General features: G+C 76.0%; 16 protein-coding genes and 1 pseudogene. 12 read left to right on the top strand and 5 right to left on the bottom strand.

The genetic code is table 11. The annotated features are described in order from the left end of the window. The first annotated feature begins 25 nt into the window (after positions 1-25). On the top strand, positions 26-856 hold the full coding sequence (locus F1C76_01325) for an inositol monophosphatase (protein ID QNG35427.1): 831 nt from the start codon (positions 26-28) through the stop codon (positions 854-856). On the opposite strand, the gene F1C76_01320 is transcribed toward F1C76_01325, so the two are convergent. Then, a complete protein-coding gene (locus F1C76_01320; GenBank protein ID QNG35426.1) occupies positions 853-1,389 on the bottom strand; it encodes a LytR family transcriptional regulator in 537 nt (178 codons plus the stop codon). The genes F1C76_01325 and F1C76_01320 overlap by 4 nt on opposite strands. A 58-nt stretch (positions 1,390-1,447) precedes the next feature. After that, a pseudogene (locus F1C76_01315) lies at positions 1,448-2,493 on the bottom strand (phosphotransferase family protein). Positions 2,494-2,788: 295 nt separating this feature from the next. Here F1C76_01315 and F1C76_01310 point away from each other — a divergent pair. From F1C76_01310 to F1C76_01280, 7 genes are read left to right on the top strand one after another with little or no spacing between them, the layout of a single operon-like run. Further along, positions 2,789-3,088, top strand: coding sequence for a DUF4193 domain-containing protein (locus tag F1C76_01310; protein ID QNG35425.1), 300 nt, complete (start codon positions 2,789-2,791; stop codon positions 3,086-3,088). Between the two features lie 10 nt (positions 3,089-3,098). Continuing rightward, positions 3,099-4,025, top strand: a complete 927-nt coding sequence (locus tag F1C76_01305) for a hypothetical protein (GenBank protein ID QNG35424.1) — start codon at positions 3,099-3,101, stop codon at positions 4,023-4,025. Between the two features lie 29 nt (positions 4,026-4,054). Then, positions 4,055-4,543: a dUTP diphosphatase gene (locus F1C76_01300; protein ID QNG35423.1), complete on the top strand. Its 489-nt coding sequence runs from the start codon at positions 4,055-4,057 to the stop codon at positions 4,541-4,543. Position 4,544: 1 nt separating this feature from the next. Further along, positions 4,545-5,309: a DUF3710 domain-containing protein gene (locus tag F1C76_01295; GenBank protein QNG35422.1), complete on the top strand. Its 765-nt coding sequence runs from the start codon at positions 4,545-4,547 to the stop codon at positions 5,307-5,309. Beyond that, on the top strand, positions 5,306-6,085 hold the full coding sequence (locus F1C76_01290; GenBank protein QNG35421.1) for a prolyl oligopeptidase family serine peptidase: 780 nt from the start codon (positions 5,306-5,308) through the stop codon (positions 6,083-6,085). Before F1C76_01295 ends, F1C76_01290 begins: the two co-directional genes overlap by 4 nt. Next, positions 6,082-6,459: an OB-fold nucleic acid binding domain-containing protein gene (locus tag F1C76_01285; protein ID QNG35420.1), complete on the top strand. Its 378-nt coding sequence runs from the start codon at positions 6,082-6,084 to the stop codon at positions 6,457-6,459. Before F1C76_01290 ends, F1C76_01285 begins: the two co-directional genes overlap by 4 nt. Positions 6,460-6,500: 41 nt before the next feature. Then, positions 6,501-7,229 carry a DUF3159 domain-containing protein gene (locus F1C76_01280; protein QNG38922.1) on the top strand — a complete coding sequence of 243 codons (729 nt, stop codon included), beginning with the start codon at positions 6,501-6,503 and terminating at the stop codon, positions 7,227-7,229. A 72-nt stretch (positions 7,230-7,301) separates the two neighbouring features. On the opposite strand, the gene F1C76_01275 is transcribed toward F1C76_01280, so the two are convergent. After that, positions 7,302-7,970 carry a TrkA family potassium uptake protein gene (locus F1C76_01275; protein QNG35419.1) on the bottom strand — a complete coding sequence of 223 codons (669 nt, stop codon included), beginning with the start codon at positions 7,968-7,970 and terminating at the stop codon, positions 7,302-7,304. Further along, the gene (locus F1C76_01270; GenBank protein ID QNG35418.1) at positions 7,970-8,638 is read right to left on the bottom strand and encodes a TrkA family potassium uptake protein; all 669 of its coding nucleotides are present in this window, start codon (positions 8,636-8,638) and stop codon (positions 7,970-7,972) included. Before F1C76_01270 ends, F1C76_01275 begins: the two co-directional genes overlap by 1 nt. Here F1C76_01270 and F1C76_01265 point away from each other — a divergent pair. Further along, entirely contained in the window at positions 8,622-12,047 is a 3,426-nt protein-coding gene (locus tag F1C76_01265; protein QNG38921.1) for a class I SAM-dependent RNA methyltransferase, read from the top strand. The genes F1C76_01270 and F1C76_01265 overlap by 17 nt on opposite strands. A gap of 9 nt (positions 12,048-12,056) precedes the next feature. Here the strand turns inward: F1C76_01265 and F1C76_01260 are convergent, their stop codons facing one another. Continuing rightward, positions 12,057-13,769 (bottom strand): DUF2029 domain-containing protein, encoded by a 1,713-nt coding sequence (locus F1C76_01260; GenBank protein ID QNG38920.1) that lies wholly within the window; start codon positions 13,767-13,769, stop codon positions 12,057-12,059. A 287-nt stretch (positions 13,770-14,056) separates the two neighbouring features. On the opposite strand from F1C76_01260, the gene F1C76_01255 reads away from it, so the two are divergent. From F1C76_01255 to F1C76_01245, 3 genes are read left to right on the top strand one after another with little or no spacing between them, the layout of a single operon-like run. After that, positions 14,057-15,328: an esterase family protein gene (locus tag F1C76_01255; GenBank protein ID QNG38919.1), complete on the top strand. Its 1,272-nt coding sequence runs from the start codon at positions 14,057-14,059 to the stop codon at positions 15,326-15,328. Next, a complete protein-coding gene (locus F1C76_01250; GenBank protein QNG35417.1) occupies positions 15,325-17,820 on the top strand; it encodes a DUF2156 domain-containing protein in 2,496 nt (831 codons plus the stop codon). The genes F1C76_01255 and F1C76_01250 overlap by 4 nt, the downstream gene beginning before the upstream one ends. Next, the gene (locus tag F1C76_01245) at positions 17,562-18,443 is read left to right on the top strand and encodes a hypothetical protein (protein QNG35416.1); all 882 of its coding nucleotides are present in this window, start codon (positions 17,562-17,564) and stop codon (positions 18,441-18,443) included. The genes F1C76_01250 and F1C76_01245 overlap by 259 nt, the downstream gene beginning before the upstream one ends. The last annotated feature ends 36 nt before the right edge of the window (positions 18,444-18,479 follow it).

Below are 18,479 nucleotides of genomic sequence, written 5' to 3'. Positions count from 1 at the left end.
ACCGACTCCGGCAGGATCACCCGTCGTGACGACGACACCGGTCCAGACCCCCGACGACCAGCTGCTCGACGACCTCCTCGCCCTGGCCCGCAGCACCGCTGCCGAGGCCGCCGAGCTGGTCGCCGCGGGGCGGGCGACCGCGTCGGCCCAGGTGGACACCAAGAGCAGCCCGGTGGACGTGGTGACCGCCGTGGACCGGGCCAGCGAGCAGCTCGTGGTGGACCGGCTGCTGGCCGCCCGCCCCGACGACGGAGTGCTGGGCGAGGAGGGCGCCGCGCGGGAGTCGACGAGCGGGGTGCGCTGGGTGATCGACCCGATCGACGGCACGGTCAACTTCCTGTACGGCTTCGCCGGCTACGCCGTCTCCATCGCCGCGGAGGTCGACGGGGTCACCCGGGTCGGGGTGGTGCACGACGCCGCCTCCGGCGAGGTGTGGACGGCGGTGCGCGGCCGGGGCTCGTGGCTGACCTCGCCCGGCGCGCAGCCGCGGCGGCTGCGGGGGAGCAGCCCGGTGTCGCTGGAGCAGACCCTCGTGGCCACCGGGTTCGGCTACCGGGTCGAGCAGCGCCGCGCCCAGGGCGCCGTCGTCGCCGAGCTGGTCACCCGGGTCCGGGACATCCGCCGGGCCGGCTGCGCCTCACTGGACCTCTGCGCGGCCGCGGACGGTCGGGTGGACGCCTACTACGAGCTGGACCTCAAGCCCTGGGACCACGCGGCCGGCGCCCTGGTCGCGGCCGAGGCCGGCCTGGTGCTCAGCGGGCTGCGGGACACCCCGTTCGCCGAGCCGATGGCCGTGGCCGCCGCCCCGAGCATCGCCGCCGACCTGCAGGGGCTGCTCGAGGAGCTGCACCCCTAACAGGCGGCTTCGGCGCTCGCGACGGGGGAGAGGGTGGCCGCCACCTGCTCGGGCGTGGCCAGCTCGACGAACTCCGGGCCGACGACCAGGTCGACGACGGAGTCGGCCCGGGTGTCGGGCAGGTCGCCCACGCCGGGCAGGAAGACCGCCAGGTAACGGGCTGCGTCGTTGCCGCGGGGACCGTGCCGGAGCTCGCCGACCCCGGTGACCTCACGGCCGGAGGAGTCGTTGGCCACCTCGGTGACGACGAAGCCGCGCGACTGCAGGGTGGCGGCCACGGCCTGGGCCAGACCGGCCTGGTCGGTGGCGTTGAAGACCCGGACCTGGAGGCTGGCGGGGTCCAGCGCCGGCGGCGCCTCGGCCGCCGTGGTGCACGCGGCGGCCTGGGCGGCCTCGGCCTGCTGGGCGTCGCGCAGCACGTTCCACCACACGCCGAGGGCGGCCAGTGCGAGCACCAGCAGGAAGATCAACGGCGGGATGGGACGACGGCCGCTGCGGGAGCGGACGGGAGGCCGGTCGCCTGACTCGCTCAACTGCGCTCCACTCGGGGCTGGACTGTGGTGCCGCGGACTGTAGTGCGCCCGGCCGGGGTCAGACGGCACCGTCCTCGAGCGCGGCGCGTCCCAGCTCGACGCACGGGCCGATCTTCTCGGCGTACCCCGTGGCGTCCTTGCCGGCCATGGCGCCGGCGGCGTTGCGGGCCACGATCCCGGCCAGGATCGAGGCGAACTTGAAGTAGGCGAAGCCCACGTACCAGGACAGGTCACCGAGGTCGGTGCCGCTGCGCGCGGCGTAGCGCTCGGCGACCTCGAGCCGGGTCGGGAAGCCGGGCAGGGTCGTCACCGGGGAGAGCGCCACCTTCCGCTCCTCACCGGCCTCGGGCCAGTAGACGAACAGCATGCCCAGGTCGGTCAGCGGGTCGCCCAGGGTGGACATCTCCCAGTCCAGCACCGCCCGGACCCGGCCGGGGACCTCGGGGTCGAGCAGGCAGTTGTCCATCCGGTAGTCCCCGTGCACGATCCCGGTCCGCCGGGTCTCGGGCACGGTCGCAGCCAGCCGCGCGGCCAGCGCGTCCAGGTCGGGGCGGTCGGTGTCCCGGGTCGCCTCCCACTGGGTGGTCCAGCGGCGCACCTGACGGGCCAGGAAGCCCTCGGGCCGACCGAAGTCGCCCAGGCCCACGGCTGCCGGGTCGACCGCGTGCAGGTCGGCCAGCACGTCGACCAGGCCGTCGCCCAGCGCCCGGCGCTCCTCGGGGGTGTCGGCGAAGCCGGCGGGCAGCGCGTCCACCACGTGCACGCCGACGACGCGCTCCATCACGTAGAACGGCGCCCCGAGGACCTCGGTGTCGGTGCACAGGTGCAGCGTGCGGGGCACCGGCACGGCGGTGTCCCCCAGGGCGCTGATCACCCTGTGCTCGCGGACCATGTCGTGCGCGGTGGCCAGGACGGCGCCGGTCGGGGGACGGCGGAGGATCACCGCGTCGGACTCCGGACCCCGCGGGGGGTCACCACGTACGTGAGGTTGGACATGCCCGCGGCGATCAGGTCGACGTCGACCTCCCGCCACCGGTCATCGGCCAGGACGGTGGCCAGGTAGGGGCCGACGACCCCTGGATCAGCACCCACGACGGCGGTCATCGGCGCAGGGTAGCCTTCGCCGCCCCACCCCCGGACGACCCGTCGGCGGTGGTGTGGGGAGCGGCGCGGCGGTGTGGTGTGTGAGCACCGCGCTGCCGGGCACAAAGTCCCCGCCCGCCGCGTTGGGGGGCTGCCGGAGTCGGACAGCGGTGCGCGCGGAGGACCCGGGGGGCCCGCCGACCGCCGTGACCGCGGTGCACGACCCAGACACCATGGCCGCTCACGAGGCGGCCGGGGTGCGACCAGACGAGCGGGCACACGAGGCCCGCGACCACGAAGGAAAGAGGGGCACCCCATGGCCACCGATTACGACGCCCCGCGCCGCAACGAGTCCGACGAGGCCGGCGAGGACAGCCTCGAGGAGCTCAAGGCCCGACGGGCCGAGGCGCAGTCCTCCTCGGTCGACGTCGACGAGACCGACTACAACGAGGCCCTCGAGCTGCCCGGCGCCGACCTCAGCAACGAGGAGCTGACCGTCCGCGTGCTGCCCAAGCAGGAGGACGAGTTCACCTGCTCGCGCTGCTTCCTGGTGCACCACCGCAGCCGGCTGGCCAGCACCAAGGGCGACCAGCTCGTCTGCCGCGACTGCGCCTGACCGCCCGACGGTGACCGGGGGACCGACGCAGGACGGGACGCCGCGGACCGCGCCGGCCCGGGACGTCCCGCGGCCACGCCCGGTCGCCGGTGCGCCCGCGGGCGAGGAGACGGCGGGCGGGGGACTGGGCGGTGCTGCCCGGTCCCTCGCCGACGCCGTCGCCGGGCTCCTCGGCGACCGGGAGGCCGCCGACGGCTCGACCGCGAAGGCCAAGCCGACCGACACGCTCAAGGACGTCGTCGGAGCGGTCGCCTCGGCCGTCCGCGGCGCGCGGACCGGCACGGACGACGGCCCGGCCCGGGCGCCGGAGGACTCCACCGGCTCGGGCTGGCACCCCGGGACGGTGCTGACCGACCTGCTCCGCACGGCGGCCCCGCGGCTGCCGATCCGGGACCGGGAGAAGATCCGGGCCGCCCACCCCGGGTCCACCGACGGCGAGATCGCCGACCGGCTGGTCGCCCGCGCCGCCCGGCTGACCGCCGGGGTGGGCGCGGCCACCGGGGGGCTCACGGCCGCCCAGTGGTTCGCCACCCCCTCGTTGGTGGCCCTGCCGCTGGAGCTGGGCGCGGAGACCGTGCTGGTGGCCGCTGTGGAGGTCGTGCTCATCGGCGAGCTGCACGAGCTCTACGGCCGGCCCGCCACCGGGGACGCGCGCTCGCGGGCCGGGGCCTACCTGACCGCCTGGACCCAGCAGCGGGCCGTAGAGGGCGGGGCACGCACCGGCGGGCTGATCGCCCAGATCGGCTCCGCCGGGGTGAACGCGCTCCGTCGTCGGGTCACCCGCCGGCTGGCCCGCAACGTGTCCTCGGCGGCTCCGCTGCTGATCGGCGCAGGGCTGGCCGCCCGCAGCAACCGCAAGGCCACCACACAGCTGGCCGAGGCCGTGCTGGCCGACCTGCGGACGGCGCTCCCGGGCACGGGCCACCCTGCCCGGTGAGCCGGGCCACCCGGTCTAGCCTCGCCGTCGTGCCCGACGAACCGACCGTGACCGTCCCGGTGGCACTCGCCCCGGGCGCGGTCGCGCCGGCCTACGCCCTGCCCGGGGACGCCGGTGCGGACCTGGTCACCACCGAGGACGTGGAGCTCGCGCCGCACCAGCGGGCGCTGGTGGGCACCGGGGTGTCGGTGGCCATCCCCGAGGGGTACGCGGGCTTCGTGCACCCCCGCTCGGGCCTGGCCCACCGGCACGGACTGAGCCTGGTCAACGCGCCGGGCACGGTGGACAGCGGCTACCGCGGGGAGATCCGGGTCAACCTGGTCAACACCGACCCGAGCACGACGATCCGGCTCCGCCGCGGCGACCGGATCGCCCAGCTGGTCGTCCAGCCCGTCGTCCGCGCGGTCTTCACGCCGGTCGCCCAGCTGCCCGACAGCGAGCGCGGCGCCGGCGGGCACGGCTCGACCGGCGGGTTCACAGCACCCACCACCACGGACACGACAGAGGGGCAGGACTGACATGCCGTTCGGACGGCGGCGCAACCGGATCGAGCGCAGCGTGCGGGAGCGGGGCGTGCCCCCGGAGCCGCAGGTGCGCGAGCGCGAGCAGGACGAGACCACCGGGCCGTGGGACTCCGCCGACGCCCCCGAGGACGGCGTCACCCGGGTCGACCTGGGGTCGCTGAAGCTGCCCGCGGTGCCCGGCATGGAGCTGCGGGTCGACGTGAACGCCAGTCAGAAGGTGATCGGCGCCAGCCTGCGCGCCGGGGACTCGCTGCTGCAGGTGTCGGCCTTCGCCGCGCCGCGCGCCGGCGGCATCTGGGACGGCGTCCGCGCCGACCTGGCCACCAGCGCCAGCGGCCAGGGCGGCTCGCTCACCGAGCAGGACGGGCCCTTCGGCCCCGAGCTGGCCGGCCACGTGCGGGCCACCCCGCCGCAGCAGCCGGGCCAGACGACGCCGCCCCAGCCCGTGGCGCGGGCGACCCGCTTCATCGGCGTCGACGGTCCGCGCTGGTTCCTGCGCGGGATGATCAGCGGCGCCGCTGCCGAGAGCCCGGAGGCCGCTGCCGAGAGCCCGGAGGCCGGTGCCGCGCTGGAGGACGCCTTCCGCGGGATCGTCGTCGTCCGGGGGTCCGAGCCGATGCCGGTGCGCGAGCAGCTGCCGATGACCCTGCCCCCGCAGGCGGCCGAGCAGGTCGCCCGCCAGCAGGCGGCGGCCAAGGCCGGCGCGCCCGCCGCGGGAGCGCGGCCGGCCGCCACGCTCCCCGAGCCGCCTACCGCGTGACCACCACCCACGCCTACGGGGCCGACGAGCAGCAGTTCCTCGAGCTCACCCTGCCGGCCGGGTCGGACCCGGCGCCGGTGGCCGTCGTCCTGCACGGCGGGTTCTGGCGCGCGGCCTACGGGGTCGACCTGGCCCGGCCGCTGGCCGCCGACCTGGCCGCCCGCGGCTGGGCCGCCGTCGCCGTCGAGTACCGCCGGGTCGGCACCGGCGGCGGGTGGCCCACGACCCTGGACGACGTCGCCGCGGCGCTGGACCTGCTGCCCGACCTCCCCGACGCCGACCGGCTGGACCTCTCGGTGCTCGCCGTCGTCGGGCACTCCGCCGGTGGCCACCTGGCCGGCTGGGCCGCCGGCCGGCACCTGCTCCCCGCCGGAGCCCCCGGCGCGGACCCGCGCACCCGGGTCACCGCGGCGGTGCTGCAGGCCGGCGTGCTCGACCTCGAGCTCGCGGCCGGTCAGCGGATGGGCGACGGCGCGGTCACGGACTTCCTGGGCGGCTCGCCCGCCGAGCACCCGGACCGGTACGCCGCGGCGTCCCCGACCCGAATGGCCCCCACCGGGGTGCCCGTGCTGTGCGTGCACGGCGAGGCCGACACCACCGTGCCGCCGGAGCAGAGCCGGCGGTACGCCGAGGTGGACCCCGCCGCCGAGGTCGCGCTGGTCGACGGCGACCACATGGTGGTCATCGACGTGGCCGGACCTGCCTGGCAGATCACCACGACGTGGCTGGACCGACACCGGACAGCGGGCCCGCACCGTCCTACGCTGGGGCCGTGACCGAGACCCGCGCGCCGAGCTGGTTGTCCCGCAAGCTGCACAAGCTGACGGCCGACGACCGGACCATCGACGCCCAGGAGCTGCAGTCCGACGTCGCCACGGCCGGGTGCGAGCCGGTCAGCGCCTGCCGCAAGGGGCAGGTGGTGACCGTGACCGGGCGGCTCAAGTCCGTCGTCTACACCCCGCGGGAGACCGTGCCGACCCTGGAGGCCGAGCTGTTCGACGGCTCGGGCTCGGTGACGCTGGTCTGGCTGGGTCGCCGGCGCATCCCGGGCATCGAGCCCGGCCGCACGCTCACCGCCCGCGGCCGGTTCGCCTCCTTCGAGGGGCGCCAGGTCGTCTACAACCCCTGGTACGAGCTGAGCGCCGGGTGAGCTCCACCGACGGCCGCAAGGCCCCGGTGGTCGACCGTCAGATGGTCCTGGACCAGCTCGGCGGCTGGCGCGGGATGATCGACGTCTCGCTGCCCACGATCGCCTTCGTCGTCGCCAACTCCATCGGCGGGCTGACCGTCGGCATCTGGGCCGCGGTCGGTGCCGCCGTGCTGGTCTTCGGGCTGCGGCTGGTGCGCAAGGAGAGCGTGCAGCAGGCGTTCTCCGGGCTGATCGGCGTCGCGATCGCGGTGGCCATCGCCCGGGTGTCGGGGGAGGCGCGGGACTTCTTCGTCCCCGGCCTGATCCGCAACGCCGCGCTCGGCGTGGTGCTGCTGGGCTCGATCGTGGTGCGCTGGCCGTTGGTCGGGGTGGCCGCGGAGTTCCTGGCCCCCAGCCACCTCGGGTCGATGGCCACGCACAGCCTGCGCGACAGCATGGGCGGCGGGAAGTTGTCCGGCCGGCTCAAGGAGAAGGCCGCCGCGGGTGCCGCGCCGGCCGACCAGGAGCCCGACGCCGTCGCCGAGCGGCACTGGCGCACCGACCGGCGGATGGTCCGGGCCTACTCCTGGCTGACGCTGATGTGGGCGATGACCTTCCTGGTCCGCTTCGCCGTCCAGGGGGTCCTGTACTGGCAGGACCAGGTGGAGCTGCTCGGCACCGCGTCCCTGGTGCTCGGGCTGCCGGTGACCGCCGTGGCGCTCGTCGTCACCCTGTGGGCCGTCGCCCGCCTGCACCGCCACCGCACGCCTCCCGCCGCCGGGGCCACGTAACCGCCTGGAACGCGGCCCCGGTGCAGGGTCCCGCCCCGAGCGTCAGCGAGGGGTGGGGGGCACCGGGGTCCTTCAACAGTTGCCGTCGCGGCAGAGCAGGCGCTGGAGCTCCTCCTCGACATCGCCGTGCAGCACGAACAGCAGCTCGTCCCCGGCCTCGAGGGGCTCGTCGGGGGTGGGCGTGATGACCCGCTCGCCGCGCAGGATCGCGGTGAGCACGGTCTCCCGGGGCAGCGGCACGTCGCGGAGCGGACGGCCCACCCACGGGGTGTCCTCGGCGAGGGTGATCTCGGAGAGGTTGGCCGCGCCCTTGCGGAAGCTCATCAGCCGGACGACGTCGCCGACGGTGAACGCCTCCTCGACGAGGGCGGCGAGCACCCGCGGGGTGGAGACGGCGACGTCGACGCCCCACGCCTCGGTGTAGAGCCACTCGTTGCGCGGGTCCTTGACCCGGGCGACGACCCGGGCGACCGCGAACTCGGTCTTGGCCAGCAGCGAGACGACCAGGTTGGCCTTGTCGTCGCCGGTGGCGGCGATGACCACGTCGCAGCTGGACAGGTTGGCCTCCTCCAGCGCGGTGACCTCGCAGGCGTCGGCCTGCACCCACTCGGCGCCGGGGACGGACTTGGCGCGCACCTTGGCGCCGTTCTTCTCGATGAGCATCACGGTGTGCCCGTTGCCCAGCAGCTCCCCGGCGATGGACCGGCCGACCGCGCCGGCCCCCACGATGGCGATGCGCATCAGTGCTGTCCTCCTGCGGGGACGTTCTCGACCGCGTCGTGCACCTGGGCGGCGATGTCGTCGGTGGCGGCGACCACGAGGTGGTCACCGGTCTGCAGCACGGTGCTGGCGCGGGGGAGCTGGGCGTCGCCGAAGCGGACCAGCCAGGCGGCGCGGGCGCCGGTGGCGCGCTCGAGGTCGGCCAGCGGGCGGCCGACCCAGCCGTCGGTGACCGTGACCCGCATGAGCAGCACCTTGCCGGTGGGCTCGCGCCAGATCTCGGTGACCTTGACGCTGAGCAGCTCGCGCATCAGCCGGTTCACCGTCCACGGGACGGTGGCGACGCTGGGGATGCCCATCCGCTCGTAGACCTCGGCCCGCTTGGAGTCGTAGATCCGGGCGACGACGTGCTCGACGCCGAAGGTCTCCCGGGCCACCCGCGCGGCGATGATGTTGGAGTTGTCACCGCTGCTGACCGCGGCGAACGCCCCGGCGGAGTCGATGCCGGCGTCCAGCAGCGTCTGCCGGTCGAAGCCCAGGCCGGTGACCTGGCGGCCCTCGAACTCCGGGCCGAGGCGACGGAAGGCCTCGGCGTTCTGGTCGATGACCGCGACGCTGTGGCCGATCTCCTCGAGACGGCGGGCGATGGCCGAGCCGACCCGACCGCAGCCCATGACGACCACGTGCACTGAGGTTCTCCCCGCGGGTCCGGCCCCCCGGCGTGGACCGCCGAGGCGTACAGCGCGCGAACGTACACCCGCTGCACGACACGACCGCGGTCCGTCGGGCGGGTCCGCGCACGCACCGTCCGTACCATCCGCTCGTGCCTTCGCTGTCCGACCTCGGGCAACTCCCCAAGCGCCTGGTCCTCGGGCGTCCCGTCCGCAGCGACCGGGCCGGCGAGTCCCTCCTGCCCAAGCGGCTCGCGCTGCCGATCTTCGCCAGCGACCCGCTCTCCTCGGTGGCCTACGCCACCCAGGAGATCCTCATCGTGCTGACCCTCGCGGGGACGGCGTTCCTGTTCCTGGCGCCCTGGCTGGCCGTCGCCGTCGTCCTGCTGCTGGTCGTGGTGGTGCTGTCCTACCGCCAGGTGGTGCACGCCTACCCCTCCGGCGGCGGGGACTACGAGGTCGCGGCCAAGAACCACGGCCGGTTCGCCTCGCTGGTGGTCGCCAGCGCGCTGCTCACCGACTACGTGCTCACCGTGGCCGTGTCGGTCAGCGCCGGCACCGACAACATCATCTCGGCGTTCCCGCAGCTGGCCCAGCACCGCGTGCTGATCGCCGTCGTCCTGGTCGGGTTCCTGGCCGCGGCGAACCTGCGGGGCCTGCGGGAGTCGGGCAAGAGCTTCGCCGTCCCCACGTACCTGTTCGTGGCCGGGATCATGGTCATGATCGTCACCGGGTTCATCGAGTACTTCTTCCGGGACGCCTCCCTGGTCGCCGAGAGCGCGGCGTACACGATCACGCCGGAGCCGGGCTTCGACAACCTCACCGGCGTCGCCCTGCTGTTCTTCGCGCTGCGCGCCTTCGCCTCGGGCTGCACCGCGCTGACCGGGGTCGAGGCGATCGCCAACGGGGTGCCGGCCTTCAAGCCCCCGAAGTCGAAGAACGCGGCCACCACGCTGGCGCTGATGGGCGGGATCGCCGCCACGATGTTCGCCGGCGTGACCGCGCTCGCGCTGTTCTCCGGGGTCAAGTACGCCGAGTTCCCCTGCGACCTCGAGGGGTTCACGAACTGCGAGACCGAGCCGCAGCGCACGGTCATCGCCCAGGTCGCCAGCGCCGTCTTCGGCGGGGACACCTCGATCGGGTTCTTCTACATCCAGGCGGCCACCGCGCTGGTGCTGATCCTGGCCGCGAACACCGCGTTCAACGGCTTCCCGCTGCTGGGCTCGGTGCTGGCCCAGGACCGCTACATGCCCAAGCAGCTGCACACCCGCGGCGACAAGCTGGTGTACAGCAACGGCATCCTGCTGCTGGCCGGGTTCGCCGCGTTGCTGATCGTGGCCTTCCAGGCCGACTCCACCCGGCTGATCCAGCTCTACATCATCGGGGTGTTCACCAGCTTCACCATCGGCCAGTGGGGCATGGTCCGGCACTGGAACCGGGAGATGAAGACCGCCGAGGGCGCCGAGCGCAAGCAGATGCGCCGCTCCCAGGTGATCAACACCATCGGCGGGTCGCTCACCACCGTCGTGCTGGTCATCATCGTGCTCACCAAGTTCACCCGGGGCGCGTGGCTGGTCATCCTGGTGATGCCGTTCATCTACCTGCTCATGCGCCAGATCAACCGGCACTACACCCACGTCGCCGACCAGCTCGTGCCCAGCGGAGACTCCCGCACCCTGCCCTCCAAGGTGCACGCGGTCGTGCTGGTCAACAAGGTGCACAAGCCGACGCTGCGGGCGCTGGCGTTCGCCCGGGCCACCCGCCCCGACCAGCTCACCGCGCTGACGGTCAACGTGGACGACGCCGACACCCGGTCGCTGCAGGCCGACTGGGACCGCTACGACATCCCGATCCCGCTGACGGTGCTGGAGTCGCCCTACCGGGAGATCACCCGCCCGGTCGTCGACTTCGTCAAGGACATCCGCCGGGACAGCCCGCGCGAGCTCGTCGTCGTCTTCGTGCCGCAGTACGTGGTCGGCCACTGGTGGGAGAACGTGCTGCACAACCAGAGCGCGCTGCGGCTGCGCTCCCGGCTCCAGTTCCAGCCCGGCGTGATGATCACGACGGTGCCCTGGCAGCTGGAGGGGTCGCGGGACCGCGACGAGGAGCTCCAGCGCAACGCCGGCCCCGCCCCGGGCGACCTGCGGCGCGGCATCGTGGACGACCCGGACAGCGCGTGAGGGACCAGGGGCCTTCCTGGCTGGGGGAGCGGTTCGAGGTCACCGTGGGGCCGGTCGCGCACGGCGGACACTGCGTGGCCCGGCACGAGGGCCGGGTGGTCTTCGTCCGGCACGCGCTGCCCGGCGAGCGCGTCGTCGTCGCGGTCACCGAGGACCGGCACCCGGGTTACTGCCGCGCCGACGCCGTCGAGGTGCTCGAGGCCTCCCCGGACCGGGTCGAGCGACCCTGCCCGGAGTCCGGCCCCGGCCGGTGCGGCGGGTGCGACTGGCAGCACGTCGACCCGGTCGCCCAGCGCCGCCTCAAGGGCGACGTGATCGCCGAGCAGTTCGCCCGCCTCGCCGGCATGGACGTGTCGCTGGACGTCGAGGAGCTGCCCGGTGGCGCGCTGCGCTGGCGCTCCCGGGCCCGGTTCGCCGTCGACCGCGAGGGGCGCCCCGGCCTGCGGCCGCACCGCTCACGGGACGTGCACGTGCTCAGCGACTGTCCGATCACCGTCGAGCCGGCGGTCGCGGCGGTGCTGGGCCGCACCTGGGGCGGCGCCGGGGCGGTCGACGTCGCCGTCGACTCGGTCGGCGGCGTCACCACCACCCGGCTGGACCGTCGCGGCCACGCCCAGTCCACGAAGGTGGTCCGGCCGCCCGCGGCCGCCGCCGCGGACGGGCAGCGGGCCGAACGCCGTGCCTGGGACCGCGACTGGCAGGTCGAGGGCACCGGCTTCTGGCAGGTGCACCCGGCCGCGGCCGACGCCCTGATGGGGGCGGTCGCCGGGTACGCCGCCGTCGTCGAGGGCGAGCGGGTGCTGGACCTCTACGCCGGCGCCGGCCTGTTCGGCGGCTCGCTGGCCCCCGGTGTCGGGGTCGGGGGGCAGGTGGTCTGCGTCGAGTACGACGCCGGGGCCTGCGCCGCGGCTGCGGACAACCTGTCCGACCTGCCCCAGGCCGAGGTCTGGCAGGGGGCGGTGGACGCCGAGGGGCTGACCGGGCTGCTGGCCGAGCTCGACGGCCCGCCCGACGTCGTCGTCCTCGATCCGCCGCGCGCCGGTGCCGGCAGGGAGGTCAGCGCCGTGCTCGCCGACTCCGGCGCCCGGGCCGTCGTCTACGTGGCCTGCGACCCGGCGTCCCTGGCCCGCGACGTGGCCGTGTTCGCCGAGGCCGGCTGGTCGGTCACCGGCCTGCGGGCCTTTGATGCCTTCCCGATGACCGCGCACGTGGAGTGCGTGGCGCTGCTGGAGCCGCTCCGTCCCTGACCCCTGCGATCAGCCCGTCGCCAGGGCGGACAGGTCGTACAGGGTGGTCTCCCCGGCCGGGACCCGGGTGGCGTGCGCGGCGACCCAGGTCTGGATCCGCAGGGCGTCGGGGCCGCCGGAGAGCCCGGCCACCCACCAGTGCACCCGGTGCGCGGTGACGTCGGCGACGAACTGGTCGAACGTGGGGGAGGGGTCCTGGCCGGCGAAGCCGCCGACGTCCATCACCGGGACGCCGGCGGCGAGCTGGATCGAGGCGCCGTGGTGCCCGGTGGTCGCCGCGGCCCAGGTCCAGCCCTCGGCGCCCTGCTCGATCAGCCGCAGTGCGCGCTCGCTGATGCCCGCGCCGTCCCGGCGGGGGGCCGACCAGCCGGCTGCCGTCCGCGGGGGAGGCTCGGCGACCACGTTGCTGCCGGTGTGCGCCCGGGCGGCGGTGCCCACCGACCAGGCCAGCGGCCCCAGGGACACCGCCAGGACGGCGAGTCCGGCCACCCACGTGCGCCGCCGCCCCAGCAGCCCGACGACGGCCGGCCCGCCGGTCGCGGCGATCGCGAGGACCAGCCCGAGCGACCCACCGATCCGCAGCACGACGAGGGTGGCGGCCCAGGCGACCGCGGTCAGCACGCCGAGGGCCAGCAGCACCCGGGCGGTGCGGTCGCGTCGGCGCCACAGGAGGGTGCCGGTGACGGCGACCAGCGCGGCGACCGCGGGACCGAGCACCACCGCGTAGTAGCTGTGCTCGATGCCCTTCATCAGCCCGAGGACCACGGCGCTGACCAGCAGCCACCCGCCCCAGAGCAGCAGCGCGGCCCGCACCCGGTCGGTGCGCGGGGCCCGGCGGACCAGCCAGAGCCCGGCGACGAGGGCCAGCAGCGCGGTGGGCAGCAGCCACCCGGCCTGGTCGCCGGCGCTGCCGAACAACCGGCCCAGGGTGCTGGGCCCGTGGTGCAGCCCGGCGCCGCCGGCGGACTCGTCGCCGTCGAGCCGGCCCAGCCCGTTGTAGCCGAGGGCCAGGCCGAGCGGGCTGTCGTCGGCGGTGCCGCCCACCCACGGCCGGTCGGCCCGGGGGACCAGCGCGACCACCAGCAGCCACCACCCGGCCGCGACGACCAGGGCCACCCCGGCGAGCACCAGCTGACCCAGCCGACGACGCAGCCGCGGCGGACCGGCGACCAGGTACGCACCGGCCAGCCCGGGCAGCACCAGGAACGCCTGCAGCGACTTGGTCAGGAACCCGAACCCGACGACCACCCCGGCCAACAGCAGCCAGCGGGTCCGGCCGTCCTCCAGCGCCCGGCTGGTGGCCCACCCGGCCAGCACGAGCAGCAGGGTCAGCAGCGCATCGGGGTTGTCGTACCGGAAGACCAGGGTGACCACCGGGGTGAGGGCGAGCAGCAGGCCGGCCAGCACCCCCGGCCACGGGCCCAGCAGCCGGCGCACGGTGGCCGCCAGCACCGCCACCGCAGCCACGCCCATCAGCGCCTCGGGCACCAGCAGCGACCAGCTCGAGAGCCCGAACAGCCGCACCGACAGGCCCATGACCCACAGCGCGGCCGGGGGCTTGTCCACGGTGATCGAGCCCGGGGCGTCCGAGGCGCCGTAGAACCAGGCGCGCCAGCTCGCCGCCCCGGCCTGGGCTGCCCCGGCGTAGAACGCGTTGCCCCAGCCCGACCGGGGCAGCGCCACCGTGTACAGCGCGGTCGTCCCGGCCAGCAGCAGGCCCAGCGCCACCCGGTCGGGACGCGCCCGGCGGCGGGCCCGCGGTGGGGCGGGCACCGGCGCGGGCGGCCGGACGTCAACGAGGGTCACGGGCCGCAAGGTGGGCCGCCGGGCTGGCGTGCGGCTGGGGACCGGCTGCACCCTCGCTGGGGACCCCGACCCGCAGCCAGCTCACCACCGGCGTGCAGGGACCCCCCAGCACCGCGGCCGACCTTCCTGCCGGGCGGTCGACCGGACCACCCGCACGGGAGGAGGACCCGGTGGCCGGACGGGCGTGGCGCTGGTTCACCGGGCTGCACCTGGTGACCGGTCCGCTGGCGACCGCGCTGGTGCTGGCGGTCGTGGTCGGGCTGCTCGTGCTCGTCACCTCGCACCGCAGCCGTCGGTGGCTCACCCGCCGGGTGCCGCTCGCGGTGCTGGTCGCGGGCCTGGGCCTGGGTCTGGTGTGGGTGCTGCTCCGGGTGCTGAAGCCGTTCCCGGACGGGCTGCCGTGGCTGGTCTTCCTGTGGATCGGCCTGGGCCTGCTCGGTCTCGCGCTGGCCGTGGTGTCCTGGCCCGGGCAGCGCTGGTGGCGGCGGGCGCTGACCGTGGTCGCCGTCCTCGCCGTGGTGCTCGGCGCCGCCAACGGGGTCAACCGGGTCTACCAGCCGTACCCCACCGTGGCCGCAGCCCTGCAGCTGCCGCCCTACGACGAGGTGGACGCCCAGGAGGTGCTCACCGGCGACACCGCCGCACCGGTGACCCCGGCGGACTGGACCCCGCCGGGGGACGTGCCGACGACCGGGGCGCTGTCCCAGGTGACGATCCCGGCGACCGCCTCGGGCTTCCCGGCCCGGGCCGCCTGGGTCTACCTGCCGCCGGCGTACCTCACCGCGCACCGGCCGCTGCTGCCGGTGTGGGTGGTGCTCGGCGGCCAGCCGGGCAGCCCCCGGGACTGGATCGACGGCGGCGGCATCGCCCAGCGGCTGGACGCCTGGGCCGACGCCCACCACGGCCTCGCACCGGTGGTGGTGATGCCCGACGACCTGGGCGGGGAGGTCACCAACCCGCTGTGCCTGGACTCCGCGCTGGGGAAGGCCGACACCTACCTCAGCCAGGACGTGCCGGCCTGGATCACCCACACGCTGCAGGTGGACCCCGACCGTGCGCACTGGGCGGTCGGCGGGTTCTCCTACGGCGGCACCTGCGCCCTGCAGCTCGCCGTTGCCCACCCCGGCCTGTTCCCGACCTTCTTCGACGCCTCGGGCCAGGCCGGCCCCACCCTGGGCGATGCCACCGCCACGGTGGCCGCCACCTTCGGCGGCGACACCGCGGCCTTCGACGCCGTCGACCCGCTGCACGAACTCGCCGCCCGGCGGTACCCGGAGCTCTCGGCGTACCTCACCGTCGGCGCCGGGGACGACGAGTACCGCCCGCAGGCCCGTCAGGTGACCGCTGCGCTGCGGGCCGCCGGGGTCGACGTCACCAGCACGGAGATCCCGGGCGGGCACTCCTGGGACGTGTGGGGCCCGGGCTTCCAGCAGGCCCTCCCCTGGCTGGCGGCGCACACCGGTCTGCCGTCGTGACCGGGGTGCTGCGCCGGGTGCCGCTCACCGCCGGGCTGGTGGGCACCCTGCTGGCCGGCGCGGTGCTCGGCTCGCCGGCCTCCTGGGCCACCGGCGTCGGCCCGTTGTCCGCCGGTCGCTGGTGGACGCTGCTGACCGCACTGCCCACCGCGGCCACCCCGCGCACCGCGCTGGGGACGGCGCTGGTGGTGGTGGCACTCCTGGGCCCCGTCGAGCACCGCTGGGGCACCCGGTGCACCGGCCTCGCCCTCGTCGCGGGGCAGGTGGGGGCCGGGCTGGTGGGCACCGGGGTGGTGGCCGCCCTCGCCGGGACGGGGGACCGGTGGGGTGGCCTGCTCGCCGGGGCCGGCGTGACCGGGCCGTTGCCCGGGGTGCTGGCCGCCGTCGCGGCGGCCTCAGCGTGGGCCTCGCCGCTGGGCCGCCGCCGGCTGCGCCTGGGCCTGGGGGTGGTGCTCTCGATGCTGGTGCTCTACTCCGGCACGGCGGGCGACGTGCACCGCGCTGCCGGCGCCGCGCTCGGGCTGGTCGGTGGGGTCGTGCTGGCCCGGCGGCGGGGCCGGTCACCCGACCGCGGCCCGGTGAGCCGCCGGGAGTCCCGGGCCCTGGTCGCGCTCATCGTGGCGGCCGCGGCGGTCGGTCCGCTGCTCGCCGCGCTGTCGCGGACCCCGGAGGGCCCGTGGGCGGTGGTCTCCCACCTCTTCGTCTCCGGACGCCCGTCCGCGGAGGTGCTGCACCGGGTCTGCGCCGGCGGCGGTGACCGGGCAGCCTGCCGGGTGCTGCTGGCCCGGGCGCACCTGGCGGGCCCCGGGCCCGCCCTGCTCTCGGTGCTGCCGGTGGTGGTGCAGCTGGTGCTCGCCGAGGGGCTCCGGCGCGGACGACGGGCGGCCTGGGTCGGTGCGGTGCTGTTCTCCGCCGCCCTCGCGCTGGTCGGCGTCGTCGTCGTGGTCGCGGTGCTCGGCCACCCCGCCGACGCGCTCACCGCGCTGGGCGCCGACCGCTCCAGCCTGCCGGCGGTGTCGCTGTGGGCTCCGGTGGTCGCGCCCGGCGCGGTGCTGGGGCTCCTGCTGTCGACCCGGTCGCGGTTCGCCGTCCCGGCCGCCCCGGGGACCGCCCGCCGGTGGTCGGTGCTGGCCGGTGCCGGGCTCGCCGCGGTCGTGGCCGGGTACCTGGCCACCGGGGCGCTGCTGGCGGGGGACTGGGCGCACCCGCCCGGGGTGGGCCGGCTCCTGCTGGACCTCCCCGCCCGGCTGCTGCCCCCGGGGTGGCTGGGCGAGGTGGCACCCCGGCTGGTCCCGCTGCACGGGCCCGCCCGGGTGCTGGCCGACTGGACGGGGGTGGCCTGCTGGGCGGTGCTGCTGGGCACCGCGTGGGCCGTCGTGCGCCCGGCGGTGCCCCGGGGGGACGCCGCCCGGGCCCGCGCCCTGGTCGACCGGCACGGCGACGGCCCGTTGTCGTTCATGACCACCTGGGTGGGCAACCGCTGGTGGTTCACCCCCGACGGGTCCGCGGCCGTCGCGTTCCGGGTGGTCGGCGGGGTCGCGCTGACCACCGGGGACCCGGTCGGCCCGCCCGCGGCCCGGGTCGAGGCGGTCGCCGGGTTCACCGCCTGGTGCACCGCCCGGGGCTGGACGCCGTGCTGGTACTCGGTGACCGGCGACACCGCCGACGCCGTCACCACCTCCCTGCCCGGGGCGCACCGGGTGCAGGTGGCGTCGGAGACCTGGCTGCCGCTGGGCGAGCTGGCCTTCGTGGGCAAGCGCTGGCAGGACGTGCGGACGGCGGTCAACCGGGCCGCCCGGGACGGCGTCGAGGCCCGGTGGGTGACCTGGGCGAGCGCACCGCTGGCACTGCGCGAGCAGGTGGCCCGCGCGTCGGAGGAGTGGCTGGCCGGCAAGGGGCTCCCCGAGATGGGGTTCACCCTGGGCGGGCTGGACGAGCTCGCCGACCCCGCCGTCCGGTGCCTGCTGGCCCTCGCCCCGGACGGGCGGGTGCACGGGGTGACCAGCTGGCTGCCCGCGCACCGCGACGGCGTGCCGGTCGGCTGGACGCTGGACCTGATGCGGCGGGCACCGGGCTGCCCGCCCGGGACGACGGAGTTCCTCGTCGGCACCGCGGCGCTGGCCTTCCAGGCCGAGGGTGCGCTGTGGTGCAGCCTGTCCGGCGCCCCGCTGGCGCTGCCCGGGGGCGAGCCGGAGGCGGCCCTGCTGGCCCGACTGCTGGAGACCACCGGGCGGTGGATGGAGCCGGTCTACGGGTTCCGCTCCCTGCTGGCGTTCAAGGCCAAGTTCCAGCCCCGGCACCGTGCGCTGTGGCTGGTCTACCCCGGGCCGGCCGACCTGCCGCGGATCGCCCGCGCGGTCTCCCGGGCCTACCTGCCGTACCTGGGGCCGGCCCAGGCAGTGCGGCTGGTCCGCGCCGTGCTGGCCGGACGGCGGGCCCGCCCGGCCGCCTCCGCGCCGGTCCGCGAGCACGCCGGGTCCGGTGCCCGGTGAGGCGGGCGGCGGCCCTGGTCGGCGGGGTGCTGGTGCTCGCCGGGTGTGCCGCGCCGGTCGCGACGCCGCGGGCGGTGCCGGCGTCGTCCCCGGTGCTGCGGGTGGTGGCCGTGGGCGACTCGATCACCGAGGCGGACAGCCCGGACTTCGACACCGGGCAGATCGGCGAGGACTCCTGGGCCTGGTGGGCGACCGGGGACGGCGTGGACGTGCTCGGCGGCTGGGCGCACGCGGGGGCCACCACGGCGGACATGGCCGCGGGCGTGCAGCCGATGGACGCCGACGTGCTGGTGCTGATGGCCGGGAACAACGACGTCGACCTCGACGTGCCCACCGACGAGGTGCTCGACCACCTGGTGGCGATCGCCGGGACCGCCGGGGTGCCGCGGGTGCTGCTCTCGGCGGTCGCGCCGGAGGACGGCCGGGGCCCGGAGGTGCGCGCGCTGGACCGCCGGCTGCAGCGCCTCGCCCGGGAGCAGGGCTGGCAGTGGGTGGACCCGATGACCGCCGTCCGGGCCCCGGACGGCGGGTACGCCCCCGGCGACAGCGACGACGGCGTGCACCCGTCGGGTCCGGCGGCCCGGTCGGTGGGGGAGGACCTCCGGACGGCGCTGCTGTCCTGACCGGTGTCGGACCGCCGGTGCACACTCGGGTGGTGA

This window comes from Geodermatophilaceae bacterium NBWT11, assembly GCA_014218215.1.
Taxonomy (GTDB): Bacteria; Actinomycetota; Actinomycetes; order Mycobacteriales; family Geodermatophilaceae; genus Klenkia.
Note: the sequence above shows the minus strand (reverse complement) of the source record. Positions and strands in the feature narration are given on the sequence as shown.